This window comes from Hydrogenophaga palleronii, assembly GCF_031457455.1.
GTDB classification, from domain to species: Bacteria; Pseudomonadota; Gammaproteobacteria; order Burkholderiales; family Burkholderiaceae_C; genus Hydrogenophaga; species Hydrogenophaga palleronii_A.
Genome location: NZ_JAVDWU010000002.1, coordinates 233,768 through 256,988, shown reverse-complemented (window position 1 = coordinate 256,988; position 23,221 = coordinate 233,768). Strand labels below are relative to the sequence as shown.

The following is a 23,221-nucleotide window of genomic DNA, read 5'->3' as shown; positions in this document are numbered from 1 at the left end:
GATGCTGCAGACATCCCACGGGGCACCGCCGCACAGGGGAAAACACCCTGACGCCTGGCCCACTACTTGCATTTATGCTCTGGCTTCCCATCATTCAATCATTGTCCCGGAGAAACCATGAAGTTCAAATTTGGAATGCTCGCTGCCGCCCTGGCCCTTGGCACCGCTGCCCAAGCCCAAACCAAATGGGACCTGCCGGCGGCCTACCCGGCCACCAACTTTCACTCGGTCAATCTCGCGACTTTTGCCAGCGATGTGGCCAAGGCCACCGACGGCAAACTCGCGATCACGGTGCACCCGGGTGCGTCGCTTTTCAAGGCACCCGAAATCAAGCGTGCGGTGCAGGGTGGACAGGCCCAGGCTGGCGAGATCCTACTGGCGGCTTACCAGAACGAATGGCAGATGTTTGGCGCCGATGGCCTGCCCTTTCTGGCCACCGGCTACGACGATGCGATGAAGCTCTACAAGGCCCAGAAACCCATCCTAGAGAAGAAGCTGGGCGAACAGGGCATGCAGCTGCTCTACACCGTGCCATGGCCACCGCAAGGCATCTACAGCAAGAAGGCAGTCACAAGTGCGGCAGACCTCAAGGGCAGCAAATGGCGCGCCTACAGCCCCGCCACTTCGCGCATCGCAGAGCTGGTAGGTGCCCAGCCCGTGACAGTACAGGCCGCCGAACTGTCGCAAGCCCTGGCCACCGGCGCGGTCGAGGCCAACATGACCTCCGGCGCCACCGGTGTCGACAGCAAGCTGTACGAACATTTGAAGTTTTACTACGACGTACAGGCCTGGTTGCCGAAGAACGCCGTCATCGTCAACAAGCGCGCCTTTGATGCACTCGACAAAGCCACCCAGGATGCCGTGCTCAAGGCCGCTGCCGATGCCGAAACACGCGGCTGGGCAGCGTCGCAGAAGGTCAACACCGATACGCTGGCCGTGCTCAAGGCGAACGGCATGGCGGTGGAACCACCATCGGCCACGCTCAAGGCAGACATGATGAAAGTGGGCGACACCATGCTCAAGGAGTGGCTGGAAAAAGCAGGCCCAGAAGGGCAGGCCATGCTGGACGGGTATAAAAAATAGACACCCCCGCAGCGCTTCGCGCTACCCCCTCAAGGGGGCGATACCAGAGGCCCGGCAGAGCCGGTTCCTCGGTGTCTCTGGAAAGGGGCATTGCGCGCCGGCAACGCATTGGGTCCGGCCCATCCCTTTGCACCACCATCTCTTGCACCGCACCGCCCTCTCGGCGCGCAATCTGCTCATGCGAAAAATCCTCGACGCACTCTACCTTGGTTCGGCCTGGCTGGCCGCGCTGTTCATGATCGGTGTGCTGGTCATGGTGCTGCTGTCCATCTTCGGTCGGCTGCTTCAGTTCTATGTGCCGGGCACAGATGCCTACGCAGGCTATGCCATGGCAGGTGCTGGTTTTCTTGCGCTGGCGCACACGCTCAAGAGTGGCGAGCACATTCGCGTGACTCTCATCATCGGCAAGCTCACCGGTTCAGCCCGCCGTGGTCTGGAGCTTTGGTCGCTGTCTGTGGCGGTGCTGCTGGCGGCCTTGCTCGCGGTGTATTCATGGCGGCTGGCCTGGCAGTCGCATCAATTTCACGACATCTCCACCGCAGCGGATGCCACCCCCTTGTGGATTCCGCAAATTCTGATGGGGGTGGGCACGACGGTGTTACTGATAGCTTTCGTCGACGAATGGGTGCTCGAACTCCGGCAGCGCCGCCACCATGATGCCGGGAGCACCCGCCATGAGTGAGTTCGTCGTCACCACGCTGCTCATCGTCTCGCTGTTCGCCCTGCTGGGCAGCGGCGTCTGGATCGGCCTCACACTCGCGGGTGTGGCCTGGATCGGCATGGAGCTGTTCTCCCCCCGCCCCGCTGGCGATGCCATGGCCATCACCATCTGGGGCTCGGCCAGCAGCTGGACGTTGACCGCGCTGCCGCTGTTCGTGTGGATGGGGGAAATCCTGTTCCGCACCAAACTGTCGGAAAGCATGTTCAAGGGGCTGGCACCCTGGGTGAACGCCCTGCCCGGCCGGCTGCTGCACACGAACATCCTGGGCTGCACCATTTTTGCTGCCGTCTCGGGGTCGTCAGCAGCCACCTGCGCCACGATCGGCAAGATGAGCATTCCCGAACTGTCCAAGCGCGGCTACCCTGCCGACAAGATCGTGGGTTCGCTGGGGGGCGCCAGCACGCTCGGCCTGCTCATTCCGCCTTCCATCATCATGATCGTCTATGGCGTGGCGGCTGAGGTGTCCATTGCCAAGCTGTTCATGGCCGGCGTCGTTCCCGGCCTGTTGCTGGGCGCGCTGTTCAGTGGATACATCATGGTGTGGGCACTCTTCAACCCCAGCCAGGTGCCCCTGAGCGACACGCGGCTGACCCTGGCACAGAAGCTCGTCGAATCGCGGCACCTGATCCCGGTGGTGCTGCTCATTGGCGGTGTCATCGGCACCATCTACACCGGCATCGCCACCGCCACCGAAGCGGCGGCCGTGGGCGTGGTGGGCGCCTTGGTCCTGTCGGCTGCACAGGGTTCCCTGACCTGGGCCACGTTCCGCGACTCACTTCTGGGTGCCACGCGTCTCTACTGCATGATCGCGTTGATCCTCTCTGGCGCGGCCTTTCTGACACTGGCCATGGGCTACATCGGTCTGCCCAGGCATCTGGCCGAATACGTCACCGGACTTAACCTGTCGCCGGTGGTGCTCATCATCGCGCTGGCGCTGTTCTACATGCTGCTCGGCTGCTTCCTCGACGGCATTTCCATGATCGTGCTGACCATGGGCGTGATCCTGCCCACCGTTTCGGCCGCCGGCATTGACCTGATCTGGTTCGGTGTTTTCGTGGTCATCGTGGTGGAAATGGCACAGATCACGCCACCGGTGGGCTTCAACCTGTTCGTGCTGCAAGGCATGACAAAACGCGAGATCACCTGGATCGCCAAAGTGACCATTCCCTACTTTTTCCTGATGGTGCTGGCCTTGGCCCTGCTGTGGTGGTTCCCCCAGATCGCGACCTGGCTGCCAGGCCGCATGTGACCGTCTGGCGCTCCGGCGCTTACCACCGAAGCATCTCATCCCGGCCCCACTAAGATGACGGGTTGCGCTCGCCAAGCGGGCGCCACTCTTTGTTGTTGTCAGAAGGATTTCCGTGTTCAAGAATGTGACGATTTACCGCCTGGCCCCAGGCTGGAGCCCCTCTCTGGAGGCCATGGAAGCAGCGCTGGATACCACCCGGTTCGTGCCCTGCGGCGCCACGCAGGACAAGTCCGTGGGCTGGGTTGAACCACGCGGTGAAGACCATGGCCCGCTGGTGGAGTCGGTGGCGGGTCAACGCATCCTCAAGCTGAGAATCGAGACCAAGGGTGTGCCGGGCTCGGTGGTGCGCGAAAAGGCCCAGGAGGCGGCTGACCAGATCGAGGCTTCCACAGGCCGCAAACCTGGCAAGAAAGAAACCAAGGCCCTGCGTGAAGACGCCTTGCTGGCCCTGCTGCCACAGGCCTTTGCCCGGCAGATGAATGTGTGGGTGTGGATCGACCTTCAGAACGGCTGGCTGGTCACCGACGCCAGCAGCCAGGGCAAGCTCGACGAAGTGGTGACGGCACTGGTGCGGGTCTTTGACGGCCTGACCATCACCTTGCTTCAAACCCAGGTCACGCCACAAACCGCAATGACGCAGTGGCTGTCGGCCACCTCCACCGACCCGGACGAAGGCGCCGTGCCCGGCGGCTTCGCTGTCGAGCGCGAGTGTGAACTCAAGTCGGGCGACGAAGAAAAGTCGGTCGTGAAGTTCACTCGGCACAACCTCGCCACCGACGAGGTGCGCAAGCACATCGTAGAAGGCAAGCTGCCCACCCGCCTGGCCATGAGCTGGGAAGGCCGCATCGGTTTTATGCTCACCGAATCCCTACAGCTCAAGAAGCTGGCCTTCCTGGAGGGTGTATTCGACGACCGTGCCAACGACGATGAAAGCGGCTTCGACACCGACGTGGCGCTCTCCACTGGCGAATTGCAGAAGCTGATTCCCGAACTGGTCGAGGCGCTGGGTGGCGAACAGACCTTCGATGCGGCTACCGCAAGCGCAAGCGCAACCAGCGTTGGCAACGAGGCTTCGCTCGCCACTGCAACCATGACACAGGAGCCTGTCACCGCTGAGGCAGACGAGGAAGGCCCTCCGTTTTGAGCGTCATGACCGTGCGGGCCGGACCTGGAACAGCCACGCCGCCACATCCTGACGAGCTCTCGACAGGTTGCGGGCGCACGGAAAACCCAACCGCGATGCAATGAACACTTTGCCCAGCGTGCTTGCCATTTGCCTGGGTGCCTGCGTCGGCGCCCTCGCCCGGTGGCGTCTGGGTCTGTGGCTGAACCACGGTACTGCATTGTTGCCCTGGGGCACCCTGGCAGCGAACTGGATCGGGGCCTATCTGGTGGGCATGGCAGTCGTGTACTTCCAGAACCAGACACAGCTCGACCCGGCCTGGCGCCTCGCCATCGTGACTGGCTGTCTGGGTGCGCTGACCACGTTTTCCACCTTCTCGGTGGAGGTGGTGGGCATGCTGCAGCACGGCCGCTGGTTGCTTGCCACCGGTACCGCGAGCCTGCACCTGTTCGGCTCTCTGGCGTTGACGCTGGCCGGCATGAAGTCGGCGCAACGCTGGTTGTTCTGAGCGGCTGCCCCCCCCGGACACTGACGGCCAGTTGGTCAATTTTCTTGATGCAAGTCAAGCGCACACAAACATTCATTTTTAATGAATTAATTCGGACATATAGTCCGCGCATGACGAATTTCCCGAGACCCTCACGTCAGTCGGTGTTGGTGGGTTTTTTCGCCGGCTTGCGCTTGGCCGCAGGCACGTGCGTGGGTTCGGCCTTGGCACCCGGGGCCGCCCCCTTCTTCCGCATATTCAGCGAAGCCATCTGGATCGGAATCAGGTGCGGCAGCTGCCCTGCCTGTGCCTTGGCCAACGACACGGGAGCCAGCAGATCGGCCAGCGTGATGCCATCAAGCACGTCAAAAAACCCCTTTGTCGCCTTGTACAAGGCGTCCTTGAGCCTGCAATAGCCATCCAGGCGGCAGGTGTTGGTCTTGCGATCAAAACATTCCACCAGGGTCATGTCGGTTTCGGTCTGGCGCACGATCTCGCCCAGCGTCAGATCCCGGGCCGGCTTGAGCAAACGCAGGCCACCACCCCGACCCCGCGTGGTGGCCAGCCAGCCGAACGACGCCAGGATCATGACGATCTTGGTGAGGTGGCTGCGGGAAATGCCATGCGCCTCCGCGATCTCGCTCACCGTGGGCGGATGTTCACGCCCTTCGCAGGCGGCGCAATACATCAGCACCCGCAGGCTGTAGTCGGTCCATTGAGTGAGTCGCATGAGTCCTTGCCCGGGGTTGAGAGCGGTTGAATCCATGACTGTAGCGTCAATGTGCTTGCCCCAAGAAACCGGGCACCGAAGCCGCTCCGGCAGAAACGATTTTCGATGAAGGGCGTGAACCCTCGAATTGACAAAAATCAACGTCGTGTGCGTTGGTGAAGTCTACATTTGACACTCCCAGGGGTATATAACACCAGCCCGGGAAACGTTCACCAACAGGAGACATTCATGGCCGATTTCCAGGCATCAGATCACCGGGTGGAAGCTGCACGCCGCCGCTTTCTTGTCGGCCTGGGCGCCCTGCCGCTGGCAGCGACGCTTGCGCAGACCAGCACAAAGGCGCGTGCCAGCAGCATGAAGAGCAGCGCCCGCATCGTGATCGCCGGCGGCGGTGCTGCTGGCCTGGCAGTAGCCTCCCGCCTGGCGGCCGCCCTCGACGGCGCCTCCATCACCGTCATCGATGGGCGCAAGGCGCACTACTACCAGCCTGGCTTCACCTTGGTGGCCTCGGGCATCAAGCCTCAGGATTACGTTGTGTCCAGCACTGGCAGCTACATCCCCGCAGGGGTCGAGTGGGTGGCGGAGAAGGTGGCCGAAATCGACCCCGATAGCAACAAGATCACCACGGAAAGCGGCAAGACGATCGCCTACGACTTCCTGATCCTGGCCACCGGGCTGGAGCTGCACTACGCAGGCATCGAAGGCATGGACACCACGCGCATTGGCCAGAACGGCATGGGCAGCATCTACCACAGCCCAGAGGGCGCGTCCGCCACATGGAAGGCCATGTCCGGGTTCGCCGACAAGGGGGGCATTGGCCTTTTTGGCCGGCCTGCCGGTGAAATGAAGTGCGCTGGCGCACCGCTCAAGTACACCTTTGTCACAGACGACTACCTGCGCCGCCGCGGCAACCGGAGCAAGGCAGAGATGATCTACATGGCGCAGAGCAAGAGCCTGTTCGGTGTCCCGATCGTCGCCGAAAAGGTGCGCATGCTGTTCCAGGACCGGGGCGTGAAGGTCAACCACGAACATGTGCTGCAAGCCATCGACTTGGACAAGCGCATCGCCACTTACAAGACCCCTGCGGGTTCGGTCGAGCAGAACTACGACTTCATCAATGTTGTGCCACCCATGCGAGCGCCTGAAGTGGTGCGCAACAGCCCCCTGCCCTGGACCGAAGGCCCGTTTGCAGCCGACGGCTGGGTTGAAGTCGACCGCGAGACGCTGCGGCACAAGCGCTATCCCAACGTGTTCGGCGTTGGTGACATCGCCGGCGTACCCAAGGGAAAGACAGCAGCCAGTGTGAAGTGGCAGGTTCCGGTGGCGATATCGCACCTCCTCGGGGACATTTCAGGCAAGCCCTCCACCGAGGTCTACAACGGCTATACCTCGTGCCCGCTGATCACCCGCCTGGGCCAGGCCATGCTGATCGAGTTCGACTACAAGGACAACCTGATCATGTCTTTCCCTAGCGTGATCGCGCCCCTGGAGGAGCTGTGGATCAGCTGGGTCATGAAGACCATGGCCCTCAAGCCCACCTACATCAGCATGTTGCGCGGCAACGCCTGACCCTTTTAGGAGAACGACCGTGAAAGAACTCGATCCTCTGGTATTTCTGTCGGTGTTTCAGGAAATGCTCGGCTTCTGGCTGTGGCTGATGTTGATCGCCGGTGTGTTGTGCCTGGCGGCATTCCTGGCGCTGCTGGTGCACGAACGCCAAGTGGTGTCGCGCCGCCTGATTCAGGCCGAAGTGCTGGGCCTTCTCGGCGGTGTCGTGGCGCTGTTCATCATGGCCAAGGTTTCGTCGTCGGGCTTCACCGACGCGGGCGGTCCGGCAGACTGGTTCCTGATTGCGCTGGTTTACGGGGTCGGCCTGGTGGCCACCGTTGTGCTGACGTACACGACCATGGGCTGGTTGTCACCACGCAGGCGTGCAACTTGACAGGCACCATGCCTGCGCCTTTGACCACGGGCATGAACGAGCAGGATCGAAATGGCACCCGGCCTGTTCGTACCGGCTTGCCCGCGCGCGGTGAGATGAGCCCGGCCATGTGAAAAAGGCCACAAAAAAAAGAGGCTCCCGAAGGAGCCTCTCTTTTTTGCTGAGCAAGTTGGCGGGCCGCTGACCCGCCAGACCTGGCTCAAGCGGCTTTGGAAGCCTTCTTTGCCATATCGGTGGCTTGCTTGGAAGCCGTTGCGAAGTTGGCTTGCGCGGTGGCAGAAGCCTTCTTGATGGTGGCTTGAGCAGACTCGATCGCCTTCTGGCTGTTGCTCAATGCGCTCTGGAAAGCCGCCATGGCGGCTTCTGAGCCAGCGGGTGCGCTCTTGACCATCTGGTCCACGGAGGCGCCAATCGCTTTTTGCGCATCGGCCAGTTGGGCTTCGATCTGCTGGGTGAAATCAGCGCTGCCTTCGGTGGCGATGCTTTGCACGTGCTGGAAGTAAGCTGCAGACTTCTCTGCCAGAGGCTGGAAGAAAGCGGCCTGGACAGACATGAATTCCTGCGGCGACTTGGCAGACATCACCGCTTGAGCAAAGCTGAAGGACTCGCCCAGAGCAGCCTTGGAAGCGGCCATGTTGAGTTCCACGAGCTTTTCGACGCCGGTGTAGGCCTTCTTGGCGGCACCTTCCAGGGCTTCCAGGTTGGCTTTGTTGGTGGCCATGATGTGTTCTGCGGGGTTGTTCATTTCGATTTCCTTAAGGTGGAGAGGATGGACGGGGCACCGTGGAACACAAATCGACAAGTCAATTTATGTTGCAGTGCAGCATGGGGTCGATTCTAGGGCGAATTCAGCGCAATGCAAGTATTTTTGCTGCGCCGCAGCAAAAACTAGAGGTGCCACCCCAATCCGGGCGAATGGTGCTGCCAGTTCCAGTTGTTCCCCATCGCAGACAGCATCGTGCCGCGCTGGCACACAGCGGCCAGCCAGATGTTCAGCGCCGGTGCTTGCGGGCCAGTGCACGCCGCACCTGGCGACTTTGCCGGGTCTGTGCGTTCGCGTCTTCGCGGGCCTGCCGACGCCTTCTCATCGCGGCCGCAATCGCTCGCGCAATCCCGAAGGCAATGGCGGCGCAGGCTGCCGCCACCACCACACCGGCAAGGCTGATGTCCATCATTCCACCCGCGTGATGCGCGTGGGCTTGAAGCCCAGGTCGGCCGCCTTGCCCTTGCGAGCCCGGGCTGCGCGTGCGTTGTTCAAGCTTCGGATTTCCAGCGTTTCGTCGCGATCCTTGCCGCCTCGGCCAATGCCTGCGATCTTCACGCTGCGGGTGTAGGCCGCTGCACCGGCCAGGGTGTCCTTGGCGTCGAGATCGAGCAGCATGAGGCCTCGACCACCCTTCTCCATCGCCTTGAGTTCACCGATTTCGAAGGTGAGGATGCGGCCGCCAGTCGAGGCGCAGGCCACGTGCGTGGCAGGTACCAGCGGTTGGCTGCCCGAGGTGTTGGCCACATGCGAAGGAGCGCAGATGGTTTCGCCCTCGCCCACGCTGATGAAGGCCTTACCAGCCTTCTGGCGCGAGACCAGGTTTTCCACCGTGGCCAGGAAACCATAACCACCGGTGCCACTGAGCAGCAAGGTGGCATTGGCCGGGCCAGCGAAGTAGTGCAGCGGCTGGGTGCCGCTTTCGAGTTCGATCAAAGTGGTGATGGGCTGGCCGTCGCCGCGAGCGCCAGGCAGGCTGGCCACCGGCACACTGTAAACGCGCCCGTTGCTGCCGAAAGCAATGAGTGTGTCCACCGTGCGGCATTCAAAGGTGCCATACAGACCGTCACCGGCCTTGAAGGCGAAACTGGCGGCCTCGTGGCCGTGGCCGGTGCGCGCACGCACCCAGCCTTTGCTGGAGATGACGACCGTCACCGGCTCATCCACCACCTTGATTTCGGCGACGGCCTTTTTCTCGGCCTGGATCAGCGTGCGGCGCGGGTCGGCAAAGGTCTTGGCGTCGGCCTCGATCTCCTTGACCATCAGGCGCTTCAGGCTGGCCGGGTTGCCCAGAATATCTTCGAGCTTGCCCTGCTCTTCGCGCAGGTCTTTCAGCTCCTGCTCGATCTTGATGGCTTCGAGCCGTGCCAGCTGACGCAGGCGGATTTCGAGAATGTCTTCGGCCTGCCGTTCGCTGAGCTTGAAGGCCTCGATCAGCGCGGGCTTGGGCTCGTCGCTGTGGCGAATGATGCGGATCACCTCATCGATGTTCAGCAGGACGAGCTGTCTGCCTTCGAGGATGTGGATGCGGTCCAGCACCTTGTTCAGCCGGTGCCGCGTGCGGCGAACGATGGTGCTCTGGCGAAACTCGATCCACTCGCTCAACATGAGCCGCAGGCTCTTCTGGGTCGGCCGGCCGTCCAGACCGATCATGGTCAGGTTGATGGGCGATGAACTTTCCAGGCTGGTGTGGGCCAACAGCGCGGTGATGAGTTCCTGCTGCTCGATGCGGCTGCTCTTGGGCTCGAACACCAGTCGCACGGGTGCGTCCTTGCTCGATTCGTCACGCACCACGTCCAGCACCATGAGCATGCTCGCCTTGAGCTGCGTCTGCTCCTGGCTCAGGGCCTTTTTGCCCGCCTTGACCTTGGGGTTGGTGATTTCTTCGATCTCTTCGAGCACGCGCTGCGTGCTCACGCCAGGCGGCAGTTCGTTCACCACCAACTGCCATTGGCCACGCGCCAGATCTTCGATCTTCCAGCGCGCACGCACCTTCAAGCTGCCGCGGCCGGTGCGGTAGGCGTCGGCAATGTCGCTGGCCGGGCTGATGATCTGACCACCACCGGGGTAGTCTGGGCCGGGAATGATCGCGGCAAGCTCTTCGTCTGAGATCTTGGGGGTTTTGATCAGCGCCACACAGGCGTCGGCCACCTCCCGCAGGTTGTGGCTGGGGATTTCGGTCGCCAGGCCCACGGCAATGCCGCTGGCGCCATTGAGCAGGTTGAATGGCAGGCGTGCGGGCAACTGCCGGGGTTCTTCAAACGAGCCGTCGTAGGTGGGGATGAAGTCCACCGTGCCCTGGTCGATTTCGTCGAGCAGCAGGCCGGTGATCTTGGCCAGGCGTGCTTCGGTGTAACGCATGGCGGCGGCGCCGTCGCCGTCCCGGCTGCCGAAATTGCCCTGGCCATCGATCAGCGGGTAGCGCTGCGAGAAGTCTTGAGCCATGCGCACCAGGGCGTCGTACGCCGCGCTGTCGCCATGCGGGTGGTACTTGCCCAGCACGTCGCCCACCACCCGGGCGCTCTTGACCGGCTTGGCAGCGGTATTGCCGCTGAAGCCCAGACCCATGCGGTCCATGGCGTACAAAATGCGGCGCTGCACCGGCTTCTGCCCGTCGCACACATCGGGCAAGGCACGGCCCTTCACCACAGACAGCGCATATTCCAGGTAGGCGCGCTGAGCGTAGGTGGCCAGGTTGTCTTCACCGGGCGCATCGGCCGGCTGCAGATCGAGTTCAGGGGTGTCGTTCATGTGGAATCAGAAATCTTTGCGAGGAACGGATCGGCTATGCGTGAAGTGCCTGCAGTCCAGAACATCGCGGAACCGGCTTTGCCGGGTCGCAGATGTTGCCCCCTGGGGGGTGACGCGAAGCGGCGCGGGGGGAGGGGTCAAACATCCACTTCGACCGAATCGCCGTGCAATTCCATCAGTTCACGCCGTGAGGCGGCTTCGCCCTTGCCCATGAGCTTGGTGATGAGCGCCTCGGTGCTCGCAAAGTCCATGGCGCCCAGTTGCACCGGCATGAGGCGGCGCGTGTCGGGGTTGAGCGTGGTGTCCCAGAGCTGCTCGGCGTTCATCTCGCCCAGGCCCTTGAAGCGGCTGACCTGGCACTTGTCGGGCGCTACGCCGTCTTTCGCGCACTTGTCGAGGATCGCGTGCAGCTCGCCTTCGTCGAGCGCGTACTGTTTGCTCGCGGGCTTTTTGCCGCGGGCTGGCACGTCCACCCGGAACAGCGGGGGACGAGCCACGTACACATGGCCGGCCTCGATGAGCTTGGGAAAGTGGCGGAAGAACAGGGTGAGCAGCAGCACCTGGATGTGCGAGCCGTCCACGTCGGCGTCGGACAGGATGCAGACCTTGCCGTAGCGCAGGCCGCCGAGGTCGGGCGTGTCGTTGGGGCCGTGCGGGTCCACACCGATGGCAACTGCAATGTCGTGAATTTCATTGTTGGCGAACAGGCGATCGCGCTCGACATCCCAGGTGTTGAGCACCTTGCCACGCAAAGGCAACACGGCCTGGCATTCCTTGTCACGCCCCATCTTGGCGCTGCCGCCGGCCGAGTCGCCCTCCACCAGAAACACCTCGTTGTGCGCCAGGTCGCGGCTTTCGCAGTCGGTGAGCTTGCCGGGCAGCACGGCCACGCCGGAGCCCTTGCGTTTTTCGACCTTCTGCCCCGCTTTCTGGCGGAATTGCGCGGCCTTGATGGCCAGTTCGGCCAGCTTCTTTCCGTAGTCCACGTGCTGGTTGAGCCAGAGTTCCAGCGCCGGGCGCACATAGCTGGAGACCAGGCGCACCGCATCGCGCGAGTTCAGGCGCTCCTTGATCTGGCCCTGGAACTGTGGGTCCAGTACCTTGGCTGAGAGCACATAGGAAGCGCGTGCAAACACGTCTTCCGGCAACAGCTTCACCCCTTTGGGCAGCAATGCATGCAGCTCGATGAAACTCTTCACCGCCTGGAACAGGCCATCGCGCAGGCCGCTTTCATGCGTGCCGCCGGCGCTGGTGGGAATCAGGTTGACGTAGCTCTCGCGCACCGGCTGGCCATCTTCGGTGAAGGCCACACACCAGGTGGCGCCTTCGCCTTCGGCAAAGTTGTCATCCTTCGCGTCGGCAAAGCCTTCGCCTTCAAACAACGGAATCACCGGGTCGCCATGCAGCGTCTGCTGCAAGTAATCGCGCAAGCCGCCCTTGTAGAGCCAGGTCTGGGTGTCCTTGGTCTTTTCGTTCACCAGCGTGACCGACACACCGGGCATGAGCACGGCCTTGCTGCGCAGCAAATGGGTGAGCTCGCCCATGGGCAGCGCGGCGGATTCAAAATACTTGCCGTCGGGCCAGGCACGCACGGTGGTGCCCTGCTTGCGGTCGCCCTCGCCCTTGGGCGTCATGGCCAGCGGCTCGATCACATCGCCAGCGGAAAACGCCAGGCGAGCGACTTGCCCTTCACGGTAGCTGGTGACTTCCAGCCGGGTGGACAGCGCGTTGGTGACGCTCACGCCCACGCCATGGAGTCCACCCGAAAAGCTGTATGCGCCGCCCGTGCCCTTGTCGAACTTCCCGCCAGCATGCAGGCGGGTGAACACGAGTTCGACCACTGGCGCGTTTTCTTCCGGATGCAGACCAAAGGGAATGCCGCGCCCGTCGTCTTCCACGCTGACCGAGCCATCGGTGTGCAGCGTGACCTTGATTTTTTTGCCATGCCCGGCCAGCGCTTCGTCGGCCGCGTTGTCCAGGACTTCCTGGATGATGTGCAGCGGGTTGTCGGTGCGGGTGTACATGCCCGGGCGCTGCTTGACCGGCTCCAGTCCCTTGAGGACGCGAATGGAGCCTTCGGAATATTCTGAGGGGGGTTTGCTTGCCATGGGGGCGGATTGTAAGCGTCTCACCCCCAAAGACCTGTATGGAATCACATGCACCGAGCCCGAACGGAGCTGCTGATGCGCCGATCGCATCAATTGCCGCATGAAATGTCACCGGCCAGGCACACGCCCGCGACAAGCAGAAGCTCGCGCAATTCGCTAAAGTCGCCGGATGCCTGCCACGCCCACCTCCGCCCCCCTCCAACAGCCAGCCCGCCTGAGCCTCTGGCAGGTGCTTGCCTGTGGCGCCGCCATCGTGACACTCTCCATGGGCATTCGCCACGGCTTCGGCCTCTGGCTGCAGCCCATCACCATGGCCCAGGGCTGGACGCGCGAGACGTTTTCTTTCGCCATGGCCATCCAGAACCTGTCCTGGGGCGCCTTCGGCATCTTCGCCGGCATGGCTGCGGACCGGTTCGGCGCCTTCCGGGTGTTGCTGGTGGGGGCGGTGCTGTACGCGGCCGGGCTGGTGGGCATGGCGCTGTCCACATCCTCCATCGCTTTTGCCATGACGACCGGCGTGTTGATCGGCGCGGCTCAAGCCGGCACCACCTACGCCGTCATCTACGGTGTCATCGGGCGCCAGATACCGGCCGAAAAGCGTTCGTGGGCCATGGGTGTGGCCGCTGCGGCCGGGTCTTTTGGCCAGTTTCTGATGGTGCCGGTGGAGGGCTGGCTGATCAGCAGCTTCGGCTGGCAGGAAGCCCTGCTGTTCCTGGGTGCGGCGGTGCTGCTCATCATGCCGCTGGCCCTGGGCCTGCGCGAGCCGGGGTTTGCGGCCGGCGGCGCGCCGCTGCGCGACCAGAGCATCATGCACGCGCTGCGCGAGGCGCTTCGTTACCGCAGCTTCCAGTTGCTCATGGCGGGTTATTTCGTCTGTGGCTTTCAGGTGGTGTTCATTGGTGTGCACATGCCCAGCTACCTCAAGGACAACGGGCTTTCACCTCAAGTGGCCAGCTATGCGCTCGCGTTGATCGGCCTGTTCAACGTCATCGGCACCTATGCGGCGGGCGCCCTGGGGCAGCGACTGGCGAAGCGGCACATTCTGGCGTTCATCTATTTCGCCCGCGCCGTGGTGATTGCCGTGTTCCTGATCGTGCCCCTGTCGCCCATGAGCGTCTACGTGTTCGCCAGTGTCATGGGCCTGCTCTGGCTCTCCACCATCCCGCCCACCAACGCGGTGGTGGCGCAGATTTTCGGCGTCGCGCACCTGTCCATGTTGGGCGGTTTCGTGTTCTTCAGTCACCAGATCGGCAGTTTCCTGGGCGTGTGGCTCGGCGGCGTGCTTTACGACCGCACCGGCAGTTACGACATCGTGTGGTACATCGCCATTGCCTTGGGGGTGTTTGCGGCACTGATCAACCTGCCAGTGCGCGAGTCACCCATTGCCCGTGGGCCGCAACGTGCAGGAGCGGCGGCGTGACGGCCACCCGGCTTGCGGTATGGGCGGCCATTGCACTGGCCCTGGTGGGCACGCTCATGCTCTACAACCAACCGGGGTTTCTGGTGAACCTGGCCGACCAGCTCTGGAGTTGCTTCTGATGCACGGCAACGAAGCACCCTCGCCCTGGGTCCAGCGCTGGGCTCACCTGATTGGGCCAGGGGGATCGGTACTGGACGTGGCCTGCGGCCATGGCCGGCACATGCGATGGCTGGCTGCTGCGGGCCACAGAGTCACCGGCGTCGACCGTTCGCCCGAAGCCATCGCATCAGTCGAGACACTGGGTCGTGCGGTGCAGGCCGACATTGAAAACGGGGCCTGGCCCTTTGATGGCGAACTGTTTGACGCGGTGGTGGTCACCAATTACCTGTGGCGTCCGCTGATGAACACCTTGCTGGACAGCGTGGCGCCGGGTGGCGTGCTGATCTACGAAACCTTCGCGGCCGGCAACGAATCCGTAGGCAAGCCCTCGCGACCCGACTTCCTGCTGCAGCCCGGTGAACTGCTCCAGGTCTGCGAGCAACTGCACGTGGTCGCATTTGAAGACGGGTTCTGCGACCAGCCAGCGCGCTTCATCCAGCGCATCGCGGCGGTACGAAAACCGACAACACCGTCCGCCCTACCCCTGCGCCATTCCCTGGCGACCACTGGGTAGAATGCATCACCCTCGTGCTTGCGCGTCGCCGATCATCCATGGTCTGGTCCGCGAGACACGCTTTCTTTGAGCAACTGGCCTATGAACACCATTACCGGCAGCACCGTTGCCCTGGTCACACCCATGCTGGAAGACGGCAGCGTGGACTATCCCACCCTGCGCGAACTGATCGACTGGCACATTGCCGAGGGCACCGACTGCATCGGTGTGGTCGGCACCACCGGCGAATCGCCCACGGTGACCGTGGAAGAGCACTGCGAGATCATCCGGGTTGCCGTCGAGCAGGCGGCCAAGCGCGTGCCCATCATGGCGGGCTGCGGCGCCAACTCCACGGCAGAAGCCATTGAACTGGCCCGGTTTGCCCAGGGCGTGGGCGCCGATTGCCAGCTGCAAGTGGTGCCCTACTACAACAAGCCCACTCAGGAAGGCCAGTACCAGCACTTCAAGGCCATCGCGGAAGCCTCGGGCGACCTGCCCATCGTGCTCTACAACGTGCCTGGTCGCAGCGTGGCCGACATGTCGGTTGACACCACCCTTCGTCTGGCCCAGATCGACGGCATCGTCGGCATCAAGGACGCCACCGGCAACATCGAGCGGGCGCAATGGCTCATTCGCGAAGCGCCCGAAGGTTTTGCCATCTATTCCGGTGACGACCCGACCGCCGTGGCCTTGATGCTGTGCGGTGGCCACGGCAACATCAGCGTGACGGCCAATATTGCGCCGCGCCTGATGCATGAGTTGTGCGTGGCGGCCATGGCCGGTGACGCCAGACGCGCCATGGACATCCAGTTCCGACTGATGCCTGTGCACAAGCACCTGTTCGTCGAATCCAACCCGATTCCACTCAAGTGGGCGATGGCCCGCATGGGTCTGTGCGGACCGGCGATGCGCCTGCCTCTCACACCCATGGCCGCTGCGTACGAGTCCATCGTGGAAAGCGCCCTGCAGGACAGCGGCCTGATCGCCTGAACCTCTGCGACCTGTCAGACTCCTACCTGCCATCCTCTGAACAACCGAGTCCATTCATGCTTCCATTGAACGCGTCAACGCCCATCTCCCGCCCGCAGGTTGACACCGGCGCCACGCCCTTGCGCGCCACGCTGATTGCCATCACCGCCGCAGCCCTGTTCAGCGGCTGCACCGTGCTTCAGGAAGACAAGATCGACTACAAGAGCGCGCAACGCGGCAGCACCCTGGAAGTGCCCCCTGATCTGACCCAGCTCAACCGCGACAACCGCTTCAACGTGCCAGGCGCGACGGTCACGGCCAGTGGCTTCGAAGCGGGCCAACCTGCGCAGCCGGGTGGCAGCACAGCGGCCTCCACCGTCGGCGACGTGCGCATCGAGCGAGCGGGCAGCCAGCGCTGGCTGGTGGTGGACCGCCCGGCCAATGCACTCTGGGAACCGGTGCGTTCCTTCTGGCAAGAGAACGGCTTTGTGCTGGAACTCGATCAGGAAGCGCTCGGCATCATGGAAACAGACTGGGCCGAAAACCGTGCCAAGTTGCCGCAGGATTTCATCCGCCGCACACTGGGCCGGGTGCTTGACTCGTTCTACTCCACTGCGGAACGCGACCGTTTCCGCACCCGTCTGGAACGCACACCTTCAGGCGGCACGGAGATCTACATCAGCCACCGCGGCATGATCGAGGTCTACACCAACACGCAGAAGGAAGACACCCGTTGGCAGCCCCGGCCGGCTGACGTGGAGCTGGAAACCGAGTTCCTGCGCCGGCTGATGGTTCGACTGGGCGTGAGCGAAGCACAATCCCAGGCCGTCACGGCCACCGCACCTGTGGTGGCTGCGGCGCGTGTGACCACGGCCAACAACGTGCCCGTGATGCAGTTTGAAGATGGTTTTGACCGCGGCTGGCGCCGGGTGGGCCTGGCACTGGACCGCACCGGTTTCACCGTCGAGGATCGCAACCGCAGCCAGGGAATTTACTTCGTCCGGTATGTGGAGCCACGCGCCGACAAGGGTCAGCCAGGATTGATCAGCCGGGTGTTTGGCGCCTCCAGAGCCGAAAATGCGCCGGTGCGCTACCGGGTGTCGGTGGTCAGCGCCGACAACATCACCACTGTGACCGTGCTTTCCAGCGAGGGGAAGCCCGACAGTTCGGCGAACGCGCAGCGCATCCTGACACTTCTGGCCGACGACCTCAAGTAAGGCACCGGATGCCGCGTCCCATGAAAAAACCGCCCGTGTGGCGGTTTTTTCATGGTGAGCCCTCGGCACTGAGGGCATGTGACAACCTGACGATGCTGGCGACAGGTTCAGGTCACCCGCAAGTTCCGTGGCATCGCAGAAGGATGCGCCTGAGCGGCAATCACTGCGCCTGCTTTTTCGCAGCCTCGGCGGTCGCCTTGGCAGCATCGGAGGCCCGTTGTGCAGCCTCCTCCGCTGCCTCGGCAGCGGCAGCGCCCGCTTCCTTGGCCGCCTTCATTGCCGCCTCACCGGCCTCGGTCGCGCTTTCTGCAATGGCACCTGTCGCCTCCTTGGCAAGCTCCGCACCATCTTTGGCCGCTTCTTTGGTTGCCTCTGTGACGGCCGCCGCACCTTCCTTGACTTCTTCCGCTGCCTCGGATGTGGCGTTCCTGGTGGACTCAACGGTTGTTGGCACAACCACCGTCGGCTCTTCCGGTTTGCTGCAGGCAGACATGGCCGTGGCGGTCAACAAAGCGGCGAACAAGATGGCTGTTTTCATGGCAAAGGCTCCCTTGAATGAAATGACGCGGCCAGATGATACGCCCGAAGGGCGCTGGCATCACCCAGCCAACCAACGCTTTCATTTCTTACGCATTTCTTCGAGATGTGCTCATGCACGCACGCTGCGACGCCCTCTACAGACCCAAGGTGCTTGCCGGAAATGAGGGTGACGCCTTGTGCCATGCGGCATCCAGACGCTCGCCCAGCGCCACGCGCCGGGCCGGGTCGAAGGTAGCGACCACCACGTTGTGTTTCAAGTCCAGTCTCTCCATAGTCCATTGGGAGGTCCACAGGGCACTGGGCAGCTCACCTCCTGTCCCTCTGCCTGTGGCACGGGCCTCGACCAGATGCGACCACATCACGCGCCACTGCACAAACCGGGGATGGTGTTGCTGAAGCACGGAAAAGTCCTGTGCCAGCAGATGCAGCGAGCGCCCGCTGGCCGACCAAGCCTGCATCGATTCGATCACCGAGCGCTCACCCAGGGGCCAGTCGGCGAAGTCCGGGTCGCACCACACCATCTTCACCCAGCCCTCGGATGCAGCGGCAGCGATGGCTTGTCGCACCAGATCAACGAACGCACGGCGACCCAATATGCGCCCCTCGGGCAGAGAGGGGTTGTCGAGGGCCTGGTCAGTGGCTGGATTCATGAGTCAAACCTCGCTGATCTGTGCGGGGGTCAGGTTCAGTCTGGATCGGTGAGCTGCAGCCAGCCGGCCTCAAACCACTCCTGCAGCAAAGCCAGCGCAGCGGTGCTTGCTTTGCGCACGTCGCTTGCGGCGAGCTGTCGCTGGTCGGCCAGACGACGCATGAGCCGGGCATCTGCCCCGCCCGCCCGAAAACCCTCTCCATTGATGAACACATGGCGATCGTCGTACATCATGCGGGTTCGGCGGTCCAGGTGCAAGGCCCGGGGCGACCAGGCGCCAGCGGGTTGGTCGAACCACACGCGCGGCTTGGGCTCCGTCATGACCTCGCCCAGCGCACAGGCCAGTGTCTGGCGTTGGGCCAGCAGCCGCTGCAAGGCGTCGGCCGCAAAGGCCTCCAGCGCCGACGGCATGGCAGCGGGCGTCGACGTGGCAGGCTGGTTCCGATCGGCGTAGAGCGTGGTGTCTTCAAATTCATCGGCCATGCGCTGAAGCAGCTCACCGGCCAGGCCGCCGCGCTGCGGGACCCGGAAACCGATCGAATAGGTCATGCAATCGCCGCCCACGGCCACACCGTCGTGGGCCCACCGAGGCGGCAGGTAGAGCATGTCGCCCGGGCCGAGCAGGTGCTCTTCTTCGGCTTCGAAGTGACTCAGTATCTTCAAGGGCACATCCGGCTCCAGCGACAGGTCTTTCTGCCGACCAATGCGCCAGCGGCGTTGTCCGCTGACCTGAAGCAGGAACACGTCGTAGCTGTCAAAGTGAGGCCCGACGCCGCCGCCATCGCTGGCCCAGGAAATCATCAGGTCGTCGAGCCGCGCGTCCGGCACAAAACGGAATCTCTGAAGCAAAGCGTGGGCGGCATCCAGATGGGTATCCACGCCCTGAACCAGTAGCGTCCAGCCCTTTTTCTTCAACGGCGGAAAGGCGCGGGGCGAAAAAGGTCCGTGCCGGAGCGTCCAGCCAGCATCCTTGTGTTCAATCAACCGTGACTCCACCGCGTCGTCTGCGGTCATGGCAAACAGCGCCTGGCGGCTCAGCAATGGTGCGAAGTCAGGCAGTGCGTCGCGGATCAACAGGGGCTTCTTCTGCCAATGACGCTGCATGAAGCGGGCCGGGGACAGGCCACCCAGCAATGCAGAAGGCTCATGGGGTGACGGGGCAATGGGACTGGTGGCGCGGACGGGTGTCATGGGACAATTGTCGGATGAAAATTTCTGAACAATGCGTGGTCGCGTTGACCTGGACGCTCAAAGACACATTGGGTGAAGAACTCGATACGCTCGACGAGCCGGTCGAGTTCCTGGTTGGCGGAACCGATCTGCTCGACAAGATAGAAGATGCGCTGCAGGGTCATGTCGCCGGGGACACGATTGAACTGCACCTGGAACCACAGAACGCGTTTGGTGACTACGACGATCGCCTGCTTTTTCTTGAACCCCGCCACCTGTTCCCCGAGCACATCGAAGAAGGCATGGGGTTTGAAGGGCTCCCTGAAGGCGGCAACTCCGCGGCACCGAAGGATCGACTGTACTTCGTCAGCGACATCTACCCAGAGCATGTTGTGCTCGATGGCAACCACCCTCTGGCGGGCATTGCCTTGCGCATCAAGATGAAGGTGCATGCCGTTCGCGAGGCCACATTGAACGAAGTCGGACTGGGCACGCTGGGCACGGGCTTCTTCCGTATGCAGCTCGACCCCAGCCGGCCTTCTGGCGAAGGCGAAGACCCTTCACCAGGATCCCGCACACTTCATTGAAGGCCATGGCTTGGGCTGCCGCGCACAGCCCGGCCAGCCATGCCCGCGTCATCGATGCATGGGGTCGCTTCGGCAAGGCGGGCGCTTGGCCGCGCCCGTCCGGGATGGTGCCTATCCCCGTCCCGTCGATCCGTAACCACCTGAACCGCGCTCGCTGGCCTCCGCAAAGTCGTTCACCACACGAAAGCTCGCCTGCACCACGGGCACGATCACCATTTGCGCGATGCGCTCCATGGGTTCGATCGTGAATGGCACATCGCTGCGGTTCCACGCACTGACCATCAATTGCCCCTGGTAATCGCTGTCGATCAGGCCAACCAGATTGCCCAGCACAATGCCGTGTTTATGACCCAGCCCGGAGCGCGGCAGGATCATGGCCGCGAAGCCCGGGTCGGCCAGATGAATGGCCAGACCGGTGGGCACCAATTGCCAGGCATTGGGTGCCAGCGTCAGCGGCGCATCCAAGCATGCCCTCAGATCCAGCCCGGCGCTGCCGGGGGTGGCGTAGGCTGGCGGCTGCTCGCGCAGGCGTTCGTCAAGAACTTTGAGATCGATGTGCATGGTTGCGGAAGCACCTCCAGCGTTCATTCTGCCGCTCGCTTGATCGCCTCTTCCAGCGCCTTGGCAGGGTCTTCCTCCGCCGCGGACTGTGGCTGACCGGGTGTGGCGTCGCTGCCCTCCGCTCCAGGCTCGGGGAGGCCGAAGTCTGGCGCAGGCATCGGCTCGTCAAAGCCCTGCAAGTCCTGCATGTTGTTGAGCATGTCGGTGACAGCCGCGTCGTCCACCACAGCCTCCTTGTCCAGATTGCCTGTGACGATGCCCGGGTTGAACAGAATGACACCGACCATGATGAGCTGAAGGATGATGAAGGCGATCGATCCCTTGTAGATCTGCGCGGTCGTCACCGCCTTGATGCGCTTGCCGGTGATCACGTCATCGTAGTCGTTGCGGGCCGCCACACTGCGCAAGTAGAACAGCGCGAAGCCGAACGGCGGCGTGAGGAACGAAGTTTGCAGGTTCATGGCCAGGATGATGCCGAACCAGATCAGGTTGATGTCGAGCTTCTCAGCCACCGGCGCCAGCAGTGGAATGACAATGAAGGCAATTTCGAAGAAATCGATGAACATGCCCAGCACGAAGACCAGCGCGTTCACGAACAGCAGAAAGCCCAGTTGCCCACCCGGCAGTTTGTCGAACAGGTGCTCGACCCAGATGTGACCGTCGGCCGCATTGAAGGTGAAGCTGAACACGGTCGAGCCGATCAGGATGAACATCACGAAGATGGCCAGCTTGGTGGTGTTCTCCAGCGCCTGCTTGAGCAGGCTGAAAGACAGCGTGCGGCGGGCGCCGGCCATGATCAGGGCGCCCAGGGCGCCCATGGCGCCACCCTCGGTGGGTGTGGCAATGCCAAGGAAGATCGTTCCCAGCACAAGGAAGATCAGCACCAGCGGCGGGATCAACACGAAGGTGACGCGCTCGGTCAGTCGGGAGAGCAGACCGATCTTGAACAACCGATTCACCAACGCCAGGCCCAGCGCCAGAAAAGCACCGATGGTGGTGGACAAAATAAACACCTCATCGCGCGGCGCCGGCAGTTCCCGGCCCAGCCATGGGTTCATCACACTCTCGTGAATTTGCGCCCAGCCCACGCTGACCACCGCACAGATGGCCAGCAGCAGCACCAGCGAGCGGTGGCCACTGGAACCATTGGGTTCGCTGTAGATACGGGCTTCGGGTGGCAAGGCCGGCACCCAGCCTGGCTTCACCAGTGCAACGACCACAATGAACAGCAGATACAGGCCGACCAGCATCAAGCCGGGTACCAGCGCACCAGCGTACATGTCCCCCACCGAACGGCCGAGCTGGTCGGCCAGCACGATCAACACCAGCGAGGGCGGCAAGGCCTGAGCCAGCGTGCCTGAAGCGGTGATGGTGCCGGTGGCGATGGTGCGGTTGTACCCGTAGCGCAACATGATCGGCATGGCGATCAGGCCCATGGAGATCACCGAAGCGGCCACCACGCCCGTGGTCGCAGCCAGCAATGCACCCACCAGCACCACGGCAATGCCCACGCCGCCGCGCAGCGGACCAAAAACCTGGCCCACCGTCTCCAGCAGGTCTTCGGCCATACGGCTGCGCTCCAGGATGATGCCCATCAGCGTAAAGAACGGAATCGCCAGCAGCGTGTCGTTCTGCATGATGCCGAAGACCCGCAGCGGGAGTGCCTGGAACAGGTTGGAGGGAAACAGCCCCAGCTCCATGCCAATAAAGCCAAAAAACAGGCCTGTGGCGGCCAGCGAGAATGCCACCGGAAAACCCGCCAGCAGAAAGATCAGCAGGCCCGCGAACATCACGGGCACAAAATTCTGAGTCAGCAGTTCAATCATGTCGCGGCTCCTGCGCGACGCGCTTTTTCGTCGGCGGCAATTTGTTCGGCCAGCAGTTCCGCCTCGGAAGGCCCGGTGTGGCTCAAGACATCGGGCCCTTGACCTGTGATGAACGCGAACCGCTTGATGAGCTCAGACACGCCCTGGATGAACAGCAGCGTGAAGCCCAGTGGAATGAGGCCGTACACCGGCCAACGGATGAGGCCACCCGCGTTCGACGACATTTCGCCCGTGTTCCATGCGCGCTCGAACAACGGCCAACCCAGCGTGGCCATCATGTAGCACATGGGAAAGAGGAAAACGATGATGCCGGCGACGTCGATCCAGTTGCGCGTGCGCGGGCTGAACTTGCTGGAGATGAAATCGATGCGGACATGGGCATTGCGAAGGAAGGCATAGCCACCGCCAAGCATGAACACGGCCGCAAACAGGTACCACTGGATTTCAAGCAATCCGTTGGAGCTGACGTTGAACACCTTGCGCACAATGGCGTTGCCGGCGCTGATGACCGTGGCGGCCAGGATGAGCCACATGGCTCCTTTGCCGATCAGATCGCCGATGGCGTCAATGAGGCGTGAGATTCTGAGCAATAACGACATGATGGTCCCTTGGACGCAAATGCTTGTGCGGGTGCTTGAAGCGACACGCGAGTCTACGTGGCAGACATGGACGA

Annotated in this window: 24 protein-coding genes; 13 read left to right on the top strand and 11 right to left on the bottom strand. The window is 62.7% G+C overall.

Going from position 1 to position 23,221, the window contains the following annotated elements; all coding sequences use genetic code 11:
* Window positions 1-117 precede the first annotated feature (117 nt).
* The 5 genes from J2W49_RS05785 to crcB all read left to right on the top strand — a co-directional run bounded on the left by J2W49_RS05785 (window position 118) and on the right by crcB (window position 4,684).
* Window positions 118-1,083 carry a TRAP transporter substrate-binding protein gene (locus J2W49_RS05785; RefSeq protein WP_310312828.1) on the top strand — a complete coding sequence of 322 codons (966 nt, stop codon included), beginning with the start codon at window positions 118-120 and terminating at the stop codon, window positions 1,081-1,083.
* 178 nt (window positions 1,084-1,261) lie between these two features.
* Complete coding sequence (locus J2W49_RS05780; protein ID WP_310313768.1) at window positions 1,262-1,765, top strand: TRAP transporter small permease; 504 nt, start codon at window positions 1,262-1,264, stop codon at window positions 1,763-1,765.
* Entirely contained in the window at window positions 1,758-3,053 is a 1,296-nt protein-coding gene (locus J2W49_RS05775; protein WP_310312825.1) for a TRAP transporter large permease, read from the top strand. Before J2W49_RS05780 ends, J2W49_RS05775 begins: the two co-directional genes overlap by 8 nt.
* A 112-nt stretch (window positions 3,054-3,165) precedes the next feature.
* A complete protein-coding gene (locus tag J2W49_RS05770; protein ID WP_310312823.1) occupies window positions 3,166-4,197 on the top strand; it encodes a recombination-associated protein RdgC in 1,032 nt (343 codons plus the stop codon).
* 109 nt (window positions 4,198-4,306) lie between these two features.
* The gene (gene crcB / locus J2W49_RS05765) at window positions 4,307-4,684 is read left to right on the top strand and encodes a fluoride efflux transporter CrcB (protein ID WP_310313765.1); all 378 of its coding nucleotides are present in this window, start codon (window positions 4,307-4,309) and stop codon (window positions 4,682-4,684) included.
* Between the two features lie 136 nt (window positions 4,685-4,820).
* Here the strand turns inward: crcB and J2W49_RS05760 are convergent, their stop codons facing one another.
* The gene (locus J2W49_RS05760) at window positions 4,821-5,393 is read right to left on the bottom strand and encodes an Rrf2 family transcriptional regulator (RefSeq protein WP_310313761.1); all 573 of its coding nucleotides are present in this window, start codon (window positions 5,391-5,393) and stop codon (window positions 4,821-4,823) included.
* A 228-nt stretch (window positions 5,394-5,621) separates the two neighbouring features.
* Here J2W49_RS05760 and J2W49_RS05755 point away from each other — a divergent pair, with 228 nt between their 5' ends.
* Together J2W49_RS05755 and J2W49_RS05750 are read left to right on the top strand one after the other, a co-directional pair.
* Window positions 5,622-6,962 carry an NAD(P)/FAD-dependent oxidoreductase gene (locus J2W49_RS05755; RefSeq protein WP_310312820.1) on the top strand — a complete coding sequence of 447 codons (1,341 nt, stop codon included), beginning with the start codon at window positions 5,622-5,624 and terminating at the stop codon, window positions 6,960-6,962.
* Window positions 6,963-6,981: 19 nt separating this feature from the next.
* Window positions 6,982-7,335, top strand: a complete 354-nt coding sequence (locus J2W49_RS05750) for a DUF5368 domain-containing protein (RefSeq protein ID WP_310312818.1) — start codon at window positions 6,982-6,984, stop codon at window positions 7,333-7,335.
* A gap of 199 nt (window positions 7,336-7,534) precedes the next feature.
* On the opposite strand, the gene J2W49_RS05745 is transcribed toward J2W49_RS05750, so the two are convergent.
* From J2W49_RS05745 to J2W49_RS05730, 4 genes are all read right to left on the bottom strand, one after another.
* Complete coding sequence (locus tag J2W49_RS05745) at window positions 7,535-8,080, bottom strand: phasin family protein (RefSeq protein ID WP_310312816.1); 546 nt, start codon at window positions 8,078-8,080, stop codon at window positions 7,535-7,537.
* A 247-nt stretch (window positions 8,081-8,327) separates the two neighbouring features.
* Window positions 8,328-8,507, bottom strand: coding sequence for a hypothetical protein (locus J2W49_RS05740; protein WP_310312813.1), 180 nt, complete (start codon window positions 8,505-8,507; stop codon window positions 8,328-8,330).
* A complete protein-coding gene (parC, locus tag J2W49_RS05735) occupies window positions 8,507-10,849 on the bottom strand; it encodes a DNA topoisomerase IV subunit A (protein WP_310312811.1) in 2,343 nt (780 codons plus the stop codon). Before parC ends, J2W49_RS05740 begins: the two co-directional genes overlap by 1 nt.
* A 137-nt stretch (window positions 10,850-10,986) precedes the next feature.
* Window positions 10,987-12,957 carry a DNA topoisomerase IV subunit B gene (locus J2W49_RS05730; protein ID WP_310312809.1) on the bottom strand — a complete coding sequence of 657 codons (1,971 nt, stop codon included), beginning with the start codon at window positions 12,955-12,957 and terminating at the stop codon, window positions 10,987-10,989.
* Between the two features lie 169 nt (window positions 12,958-13,126).
* Here J2W49_RS05730 and J2W49_RS05725 point away from each other — a divergent pair, with 169 nt between their 5' ends.
* The 5 genes from J2W49_RS05725 to bamC all read left to right on the top strand — a co-directional run bounded on the left by J2W49_RS05725 (window position 13,127) and on the right by bamC (window position 17,215).
* Window positions 13,127-14,377: an MFS transporter gene (locus J2W49_RS05725; protein WP_310312806.1), complete on the top strand. Its 1,251-nt coding sequence runs from the start codon at window positions 13,127-13,129 to the stop codon at window positions 14,375-14,377.
* On the top strand, window positions 14,374-14,496 hold the full coding sequence (locus J2W49_RS05720) for a hypothetical protein (RefSeq protein ID WP_310312803.1): 123 nt from the start codon (window positions 14,374-14,376) through the stop codon (window positions 14,494-14,496). The genes J2W49_RS05725 and J2W49_RS05720 overlap by 4 nt, the downstream gene beginning before the upstream one ends.
* Window positions 14,496-15,050 (top strand): class I SAM-dependent methyltransferase, encoded by a 555-nt coding sequence (locus J2W49_RS05715; protein WP_310312800.1) that lies wholly within the window; start codon window positions 14,496-14,498, stop codon window positions 15,048-15,050. Before J2W49_RS05720 ends, J2W49_RS05715 begins: the two co-directional genes overlap by 1 nt.
* Before the next feature lie 81 nt (window positions 15,051-15,131).
* Window positions 15,132-16,019, top strand: coding sequence for a 4-hydroxy-tetrahydrodipicolinate synthase (dapA, locus tag J2W49_RS05710; RefSeq protein WP_310312797.1), 888 nt, complete (start codon window positions 15,132-15,134; stop codon window positions 16,017-16,019).
* A 56-nt stretch (window positions 16,020-16,075) separates the two neighbouring features.
* A complete protein-coding gene (gene bamC, locus J2W49_RS05705; RefSeq protein ID WP_310312795.1) occupies window positions 16,076-17,215 on the top strand; it encodes an outer membrane protein assembly factor BamC in 1,140 nt (379 codons plus the stop codon).
* Between the two features lie 160 nt (window positions 17,216-17,375).
* Here the strand turns inward: bamC and J2W49_RS05700 are convergent, their stop codons facing one another.
* From J2W49_RS05700 to J2W49_RS05690, 3 genes are all read right to left on the bottom strand, one after another.
* Window positions 17,376-17,753, bottom strand: a complete 378-nt coding sequence (locus J2W49_RS05700; RefSeq protein ID WP_310312792.1) for a hypothetical protein — start codon at window positions 17,751-17,753, stop codon at window positions 17,376-17,378.
* Window positions 17,754-17,889: 136 nt separating this feature from the next.
* Window positions 17,890-18,405, bottom strand: a complete 516-nt coding sequence (locus tag J2W49_RS05695; RefSeq protein ID WP_310312789.1) for a hypothetical protein — start codon at window positions 18,403-18,405, stop codon at window positions 17,890-17,892.
* Window positions 18,406-18,440: 35 nt separating this feature from the next.
* On the bottom strand, window positions 18,441-19,595 hold the full coding sequence (locus tag J2W49_RS05690) for a JmjC domain-containing protein (protein WP_310312787.1): 1,155 nt from the start codon (window positions 19,593-19,595) through the stop codon (window positions 18,441-18,443).
* Window positions 19,596-19,609: 14 nt separating this feature from the next.
* Between J2W49_RS05690 and J2W49_RS05685 the strand changes: the two genes are divergently transcribed.
* Entirely contained in the window at window positions 19,610-20,161 is a 552-nt protein-coding gene (locus tag J2W49_RS05685; protein WP_310312785.1) for an FKBP-type peptidyl-prolyl cis-trans isomerase, read from the top strand.
* Window positions 20,162-20,272: 111 nt separating this feature from the next.
* On the opposite strand, the gene dut is transcribed toward J2W49_RS05685, so the two are convergent.
* Genes dut through J2W49_RS05670 form a run of 3 tightly spaced genes read right to left on the bottom strand, consistent with a single transcriptional unit; the run spans window position 20,273 to window position 23,147 of the window.
* Window positions 20,273-20,722 (bottom strand): dUTP diphosphatase, encoded by a 450-nt coding sequence (gene dut / locus J2W49_RS05680; RefSeq protein WP_310312783.1) that lies wholly within the window; start codon window positions 20,720-20,722, stop codon window positions 20,273-20,275.
* A gap of 23 nt (window positions 20,723-20,745) precedes the next feature.
* Complete coding sequence (locus tag J2W49_RS05675; RefSeq protein WP_310312781.1) at window positions 20,746-22,548, bottom strand: TRAP transporter large permease; 1,803 nt, start codon at window positions 22,546-22,548, stop codon at window positions 20,746-20,748.
* Window positions 22,545-23,147 carry a TRAP transporter small permease subunit gene (locus J2W49_RS05670; RefSeq protein WP_310312779.1) on the bottom strand — a complete coding sequence of 201 codons (603 nt, stop codon included), beginning with the start codon at window positions 23,145-23,147 and terminating at the stop codon, window positions 22,545-22,547. Before J2W49_RS05670 ends, J2W49_RS05675 begins: the two co-directional genes overlap by 4 nt.
* Between the last annotated feature and the right edge of the window lie 74 nt (window positions 23,148-23,221).

Excerpts from the sequence above, each read along its gene's own strand:
- dapA (WP_310312797.1), top strand. The coding sequence starts at position 15,132 with ATGAACACCATTACCGGCAGCACCGTTGCCCTGGTCACACCCATGCTG.
- bamC (WP_310312795.1), top strand. The coding sequence starts at position 16,076 with ATGCTTCCATTGAACGCGTCAACGCCCATCTCCCGCCCGCAGGTTGAC.
- J2W49_RS05785 (WP_310312828.1), top strand. The coding sequence starts at position 118 with ATGAAGTTCAAATTTGGAATGCTCGCTGCCGCCCTGGCCCTTGGCACC.
- J2W49_RS05775 (WP_310312825.1), top strand. The coding sequence starts at position 1,758 with ATGAGTGAGTTCGTCGTCACCACGCTGCTCATCGTCTCGCTGTTCGCC.
- J2W49_RS05780 (WP_310313768.1), top strand. The coding sequence starts at position 1,262 with ATGCGAAAAATCCTCGACGCACTCTACCTTGGTTCGGCCTGGCTGGCC.
- J2W49_RS05760 (WP_310313761.1), bottom strand. The coding sequence starts at position 5,393 with ATGCGACTCACTCAATGGACCGACTACAGCCTGCGGGTGCTGATGTAT.
- J2W49_RS05700 (WP_310312792.1), bottom strand. The coding sequence starts at position 17,753 with ATGAAAACAGCCATCTTGTTCGCCGCTTTGTTGACCGCCACGGCCATG.
- J2W49_RS05675 (WP_310312781.1), bottom strand. The coding sequence starts at position 22,548 with ATGATTGAACTGCTGACTCAGAATTTTGTGCCCGTGATGTTCGCGGGC.
- J2W49_RS05685 (WP_310312785.1), top strand. The coding sequence starts at position 19,610 with ATGAAAATTTCTGAACAATGCGTGGTCGCGTTGACCTGGACGCTCAAA.
- J2W49_RS05755 (WP_310312820.1), top strand. The coding sequence starts at position 5,622 with ATGGCCGATTTCCAGGCATCAGATCACCGGGTGGAAGCTGCACGCCGC.
- J2W49_RS05730 (WP_310312809.1), bottom strand. The coding sequence starts at position 12,957 with ATGGCAAGCAAACCCCCCTCAGAATATTCCGAAGGCTCCATTCGCGTC.
- J2W49_RS05695 (WP_310312789.1), bottom strand. The coding sequence starts at position 18,405 with ATGAATCCAGCCACTGACCAGGCCCTCGACAACCCCTCTCTGCCCGAG.
- J2W49_RS05745 (WP_310312816.1), bottom strand. The coding sequence starts at position 8,080 with ATGAACAACCCCGCAGAACACATCATGGCCACCAACAAAGCCAACCTG.
- J2W49_RS05715 (WP_310312800.1), top strand. The coding sequence starts at position 14,496 with ATGCACGGCAACGAAGCACCCTCGCCCTGGGTCCAGCGCTGGGCTCAC.
- dut (WP_310312783.1), bottom strand. The coding sequence starts at position 20,722 with ATGCACATCGATCTCAAAGTTCTTGACGAACGCCTGCGCGAGCAGCCG.
- J2W49_RS05740 (WP_310312813.1), bottom strand. The coding sequence starts at position 8,507 with ATGGACATCAGCCTTGCCGGTGTGGTGGTGGCGGCAGCCTGCGCCGCC.
- parC (WP_310312811.1), bottom strand. The coding sequence starts at position 10,849 with ATGAACGACACCCCTGAACTCGATCTGCAGCCGGCCGATGCGCCCGGT.
- J2W49_RS05690 (WP_310312787.1), bottom strand. The coding sequence starts at position 19,595 with ATGACACCCGTCCGCGCCACCAGTCCCATTGCCCCGTCACCCCATGAG.
- J2W49_RS05670 (WP_310312779.1), bottom strand. The coding sequence starts at position 23,147 with ATGTCGTTATTGCTCAGAATCTCACGCCTCATTGACGCCATCGGCGAT.
- J2W49_RS05725 (WP_310312806.1), top strand. The coding sequence starts at position 13,127 with ATGCCTGCCACGCCCACCTCCGCCCCCCTCCAACAGCCAGCCCGCCTG.